We start from the raw sequence: 5,706 nt of genomic DNA on the forward strand, positions 1-5,706 counted from the left end.
CCTCGCGGTGTTCCTCGAAACGTTTGGCCAGGGTGCGGGCGTGCCGGGCGAGTTCGGTGTTCTTGTTCCGGTTGTCCTGGCGGGAGCGGGCCAGTGCTCCTGTGTAGAGCCGGTGGATGGTGCGCAGTTCGTCGGCGGTGAGTTCCTCGCGCCCGGTGTCGCGGGCGGCGGACGCGAGACGGTTGGCTTCCAGGAGGGTGTCGGCCATGGCGCGGGCCCACAGCTGGCCCTGGAGGTCGGCTTCATGGATGCCGCGCAGGTCACGTAGCAGGTGCGCGCCGCACCAGGCGTGCAGGACGTGGTCGAGGTGGGTGTAGCCGGCGTATCCGTCGCGGACCAGGACACCGCTGAGGTGCGGCAGGACCTGGCCGGCGTCGATGGTCGCGGCCGAGCGGTCACCGGTGTGCATCAGGGTGAGGTGCGCGGTGGAGGCCACGTGCAGGAAGACGGTCCTGGCCCGGGTGCGGGTGAAGGTCTCATCGGCGTGCACGACGGGTGCGCCGGAGAGCAGGGCGCGGACCGAGGGCAGGAACCCGGCCTCCAGCAGGCGGGCGGCCCGGCCTCGCAGGGATGCGGCGAAGCCGGTGGAGACCTTCATCCCGCACAGTTCCATCACCAGCAGTGTCGAGCGGTGTACCGGGATGTGGTGTCCCAGGACCGCGTCCGCGACCTTCGCGGTGACATCGGGACCGTACTGGGCCGCCGATTCCACTCCGGCCGGGAAGACTCCGGTGGCCTTCTTTCCGCACCCGGGGCAGCACTTGACGTCCGCGGCGTACTCGATGACCTGCGGCGGAAGCGGGGTGGCCAGGTCAAAGACCTGACGGCGGCGCACCGCGGCCACCGGAACCTTGACCAGCGAGGACGCGCAGCCGGCGCAGGATGCCGGAGCGGGGATGACGATCCGCTCGTTCGGATCCTCTACCTGCCGCAAGGTGGTGCCCGGATCACCTGGCTGCTTGCCCGGTTTGCGTCCCGAGCGGGTACGCGAGGACCCGCCACGGGGCCGCTTGCCCGGCCCGTCCGAGGACGGCGGCTTCGAGGAGGTCGAGGAATCCCTCGACAGCCGCAGTACCAGGGCCTGGACCTGCGTGGTCAACTCCGCGATCTGGACCAGCAGCTGATCGATCCGCTCGTCCTTCGCGGCCGCCTCGGCCCGGGAAGCCGCCAACTCGCCGCGTACCGCGGCCAACTCGGCAAGAAGGTCCTTCGCAGACCAGTCGGGATCCTCCACACCGCCACCCTAGCGATCACGCCGCACGGTCCGCGAACCGATCACACCCTGCTGAATAGCTACCAGTCGAGAGCGGAGAGGAGACCAGGGCGCTCCGCATTCTTGCCGGATTCCATGTCCTCATAGATCTTCGAGCAACCGGCCGCAGTCAGAGCGTCGTTCTGAAGCCGTGCGTCCCGAGCGTTGGTGCTGACCCACTGGTACCCGATGACCGCCATTGCCTGCCCCCTAGCCTCAGGCACTCGAAAGACCGGACCACCCTTCCAATTGTTGTTCAACCGTTGCAGGTGGGAGTCGAATTCATAAACAATTACATAAAAGAATAAGGCGCCGCAATTCAGTGACGTCTCCTCTTTGCGCCTATCCCCTTCGCGCCGCTTCAAGCCCTTTCAGGATTGCCGGGACATCATCCGCAGCGAATTCCCCCGGTTCAGGGTCGGTCCATTGCGCCGGTACATTGCGACCGACCAAAAGCCTGCCCATTCCGTCTCCCATGCTCAGGTCGAGTTCCTGCGCCATGGTCTGGATATCACCCATATCCATAACCATCCCCGTACCCGCGTTGGGAATAGCGTCACTCCAAGCCCAGAGCTTTACTTGGTACTTCCTCAGGAATTCCCTACGGTCTTCCTGGTCTTTGGCTCCCCAGACTTCCCCGTACTTCTTACCCGTCGCCCACAGTGCGGGATTCGCTCGCCGCTCCTCCTGCCGTGCAAGGAGAGCGACCTTTGCCGACAGCCCCTTGTGCATGCGCCTGTACGACTCTTCCTGCCCCTCTCCGTCGTAGTCGCCTGCCAGGAAGTCAGCTTCCAGCTTTTCCAGGCGTGCCCTTGCTGACTGGAGTTCCCTTGCCCGTGAGGGGCCGGCACCGGCTCGCTCGTACATGTCCCACTGGCCGATAGAGTCACGGATTGCCTGGTCAACCCACTCATCAAGGATGTCCGCACGGACGTAGGGGCCGCTCGTGCACGCCCCACCCTTGAACTTGTTGGAGCAGCGGTAATACCTGTGTCCGGGAACCCTCGTACCGTCTTTCCTTTTGTGCCCGGAATTCAGGAGAGAAGAAAAAGGAGCGCCGCATTCCCCACAGCGGGCAATACCAGCAAGCAAGCTCCTTGCTCCCGTACGGCTTTCCGTATTCTCTACCTTGGGGGCGGGTTTGATGTGATCCACCAGGTATTCCCACTGCCGCATTGAGGCCAAAGGCTTTTCAGGGAGAATCACCAATCCTCCCTCGTTATCCAAGACAGCCTCACCCTTGTACGTGTAGATACCGGGAATCCAGGGAGAGCGGATGAACTTATTGATGATGGTGGATTGCCACTGAGTTCCCTTTGTGGCCTCCCCCTTCAATTTCCTGAGGTGATCCGACCATGTGAGGACGCCGCGACTGTTGAAGTCACGTGCGATTCGGTGTGTGGACTGACCCTCTCCGATGCGGGAGAAGATCTCTGTCACGTAGGGGTGGAAGTCCTGGTCAATCTCCAGAACCTTCCTCTTGCCTCCCTCTACGGCTTTGATGCGGTAGCCGGTAGGCGGAGCGCCCGTGAGCCATGAACGGTTCTCTAGGCGGCTCTGTACGCCGTTGAGGATGCGTGCCTGGATGGTGTCCCACTCAGCCTCAGCGAAGACGGCTGTCATACGTGCCATCATCTTTCCCTGAGGAGTTGAGAGGTCGAACCCCTCTTCAACGCAGACGATGAACTTCCCGTTTTCCTGTGCCCACTCCAACAGTTCATTGAAGTGCATCGAGCGACGCGTAAGCCTGTCCATCTTGGCTGCAATGATCACGTCGAACTCATCGGCCCTGTCCTTGAGCCAGCGTCCAAGCTTGGGGCGCTTGAAGGGGCTCATCGAGCCTGAGACGTCCGTGTCCTCTGCCTCGCCCACCAGGACGCCGGACAGGTGCGGAGAGCTGACGTGGTGTCGGATCACGCCACGCTGCCACTCGATGGACGTCGAGCCGTCCGAGTCGGCAGACAGGCGGAGACAGGCGAGGTAGCGCTCTCTGTGTGCCTAGGTAACCGGCTTGACTTTGCCGGTGGGCACGCTCCTCGTCTTCGTACTCGTCGGGAAAACTGCGTCGGAAAACGGCTCGTGATAGCACTCGGGCGGGCCCGATGCACGGCTTGATCAAGTTCCTGGGCCGTGCGGGTTGGTCGGGCGGCGACCGGTTGGGGTGCATAGCAGAGCAGGCACGGGATTCGTGATCATTGGGGTGTCTAAGCTCAACGATCATGAGGTGGCCCGTGCCTGCCGCTGTATCTTCTCCCATCCCGCCGGTGTTGGTGAAGCTGGGTCCGCTGGATGTCAGCCAGGTCGCTGACCTGCGGTCTTTCCTGGAACTGGTGCCCGAGTGCGAGACGGGGCCGCGGGCAATCCGCGACCAGCCCGAACGAGCCCTCCCACTCCTGGGCATCACCAACAACCCAGACGCTCAGGGAACCTGATCAAGCCCTGGGCCCGATGACCCGCCGGTACCAAGGCTAATGCTCTTCAGTCCGGTGACAAGACGTCACCCGGCTGTTCCTCTCGGCCAGGAACTACCCTGGTCCGGTGCGTGACAAAACCCAAGCGAATTCCGCAGAGCCCGGTGACGGTCTGGTCCGTGCCGGTGCCATCGTCTTCATCATCGGCGCCGTGGCCACTCTGGTCACCGTGGCCCCGCTGTTCCTCGGTACGACGCCCTTTCCGACGTACATGTTCGTGCTGAGCATGTTGACGGGTGTCGGGTTCCTGATGGCCGGGGCGGGCGTCGTGCGCTCGGCCGCGGCGGGGCGGCGCAGGGCGCGGGCGGGTCAGTTGTCGGAGGGGTGAACGGTGGGGGCGGCGGTGCGATGGTCCGAAAACCATTGCGGGAATTCCGTCAGGGCGGTGAGGACGACGTCCGCACCGGCCTCGCGCAGTTCCGTGGTGTCGCACGGGCCGCTGGCGACCGCGACCGACAGCGCGCCGGCGGTCCGCGCGCCGCGCACGTCGCCCACGTGGTCGCCCACGTAGACGGCGGCCTCGTGCTCGCGCAGCGCCAGCGCCTTCCGCTCGGCCCACAGGCCGCCGATCACCGCGTCCGGCTCGATGCCGAGGTGCGCCAGGTGCAGCTTCGCGTTGGGCTCGTACTTCGCCGTGACGACGATCGCGCGCCCGCCGCCTTCCCGTACCGCCGCTATCGCCTCACGGGCGCCGGGGAGGGCGGGCGTGGGGGTGATGGCGTAGGCGGGGTACATCTCCCGGTAGAGATCGGCCATCTCCCCGACCCGCTCGGCCGGGTACCAGTTGACCAGCTCGTCCTCCAGCGGCGGCCCGAGCCGGCTGACCGCGAGGTCGGCATCGATGTACGTTCCCGTGCGCTCGGCCAGCGCCAGGTAGCAGGCGTGGATGCCGGGGCGGGAGTCGATAAGGGTCATGTCGAGATCGAAACCGACGGTGGGTGGGAGCGGGGTCGTGAGGGCCATGTGCGCCATTGTCCGCCACCCGCCGGCCGACCCCGGGCGGAAGCCCGAGCCACTTCGGCAGCTGTGACCCCCTCAGGTCAACTCCAGCCCCTCCGGCGTTTGAGGAGCGTGGGTCCGGGGGCAGCGCCCCCGGGGACGGGCTAGGGGCGGCGGGGGCGATCCAGGTACGGCCGCCTGCTGCAGCTCGCGGCGCTGGGCCGGTGCCGCTGCGCCCACCCGTGCCGCCCCAGCGGCACGACTGCCCGCAGCTGGGGGGGGGTGGGCTGTCCGCAACTCAGGGGGCACGACCGCCCGCAGCTGGGGGGTGGGCTGTCCGCAGCTCAGGGGGGCTCGGCTGCCCGTAGCCGGGGAGGTCTGGCGTCCCGGACGGGTGGCTTGGGCTCTGGGCCGGGGCCAGAGGCCCAGGGTTGCCTGAGGTCCACAGGGCTGAGCTCGCCGGAAGGGGCGGGCTCAGCCGCGCTGCCGCTGGGACCGCCAGATCAGGAACAGCGCCGAGGCGACAGCCGCGCCGCGGATGACCCACGGCCACGCCTCCGCGATCGCGGCGTTCATCTGCCCCTCGGCGACCGGTGTGCCCCAGCGGCCCGCCGTTCTGCCCCACAGCCAGACCACACCGCCCGTGAGCGCGAGCCCGGGGATGATGACGACCGCCGCCTTCGACTCCGCGGGGCTGAGCCGCCGCGAGGCGTAGGCGATGAGCCAGCCGAGGACCAGGGCGAACCAGCTGCCCAGCACGGCGCCCGCGACCAGCAGTCCGGCGGCGAGCAGCAGCAGCGGGTTGCTCCACCGCCGGGCCGGCAGCCGCAGCAGGCGACGGCGACCCGGCGCGGCGGCCTCCGCCTCCGCCACGGCGACCGGCTCGACGGACGTCTCCGGTCCGGGTTCCTTCTCCTTGGCCGCCGGCGGCCTGAGCAGTTCCGGGATCTCGACGCCCCCCACGAATCCCGGCACCTCCTCCCCGATGCCGAACGCGCTGTTGTCCACCCGCCACCAGTCGGGCTGAGCCGCGCTGTCGCCCAG

At 66.9% G+C, this 5,706-nt stretch carries 5 protein-coding genes and 1 pseudogene; 1 reads left to right on the forward strand and 5 read right to left on the reverse strand.

Annotated features, from left to right (window positions below; genetic code table 11):
* The 3 genes from B9S61_RS27940 to B9S61_RS27945 all read right to left on the reverse strand — a co-directional run.
* The coding region (locus B9S61_RS27940; protein ID WP_146064883.1) for a transposase at positions 1-1,234 on the reverse strand (1,234 nt) is incomplete at its 3' end.
* 59 nt (positions 1,235-1,293) lie between these two features.
* Positions 1,294-1,452 carry a recombinase family protein gene (locus B9S61_RS43575; protein ID WP_107499720.1) on the reverse strand — a complete coding sequence of 53 codons (159 nt, stop codon included), beginning with the start codon at positions 1,450-1,452 and terminating at the stop codon, positions 1,294-1,296.
* Positions 1,453-1,594: 142 nt separating this feature from the next.
* Positions 1,595-3,217 (reverse strand): recombinase family protein, encoded by a 1,623-nt coding sequence (locus B9S61_RS27945; protein WP_258039888.1) that lies wholly within the window; start codon positions 3,215-3,217, stop codon positions 1,595-1,597.
* Positions 3,218-3,790: 573 nt separating this feature from the next.
* Here B9S61_RS27945 and B9S61_RS27950 point away from each other — a divergent pair.
* Entirely contained in the window at positions 3,791-4,051 is a 261-nt protein-coding gene (locus B9S61_RS27950) for a hypothetical protein (RefSeq protein ID WP_103544720.1), read from the forward strand.
* Here the strand turns inward: B9S61_RS27950 and B9S61_RS27955 are convergent.
* Together B9S61_RS27955 and B9S61_RS27965 are read right to left on the reverse strand one after the other, a co-directional pair.
* On the reverse strand, positions 4,033-4,686 hold the full coding sequence (locus tag B9S61_RS27955) for an HAD family hydrolase (RefSeq protein WP_103544722.1): 654 nt from the start codon (positions 4,684-4,686) through the stop codon (positions 4,033-4,035). The two genes, B9S61_RS27950 and B9S61_RS27955, sit on opposite strands and share 19 nt — an antisense overlap.
* Positions 4,687-5,136: 450 nt before the next feature.
* Positions 5,137-5,706, reverse strand: a pseudogene (locus B9S61_RS27965) (hypothetical protein); the annotation flags it as partial.

This window comes from Streptomyces sp. SM1 (assembly GCF_002910825.1).
GTDB classification, from domain to species: Bacteria; Actinomycetota; Actinomycetes; order Streptomycetales; family Streptomycetaceae; genus Streptomyces; species Streptomyces okerensis.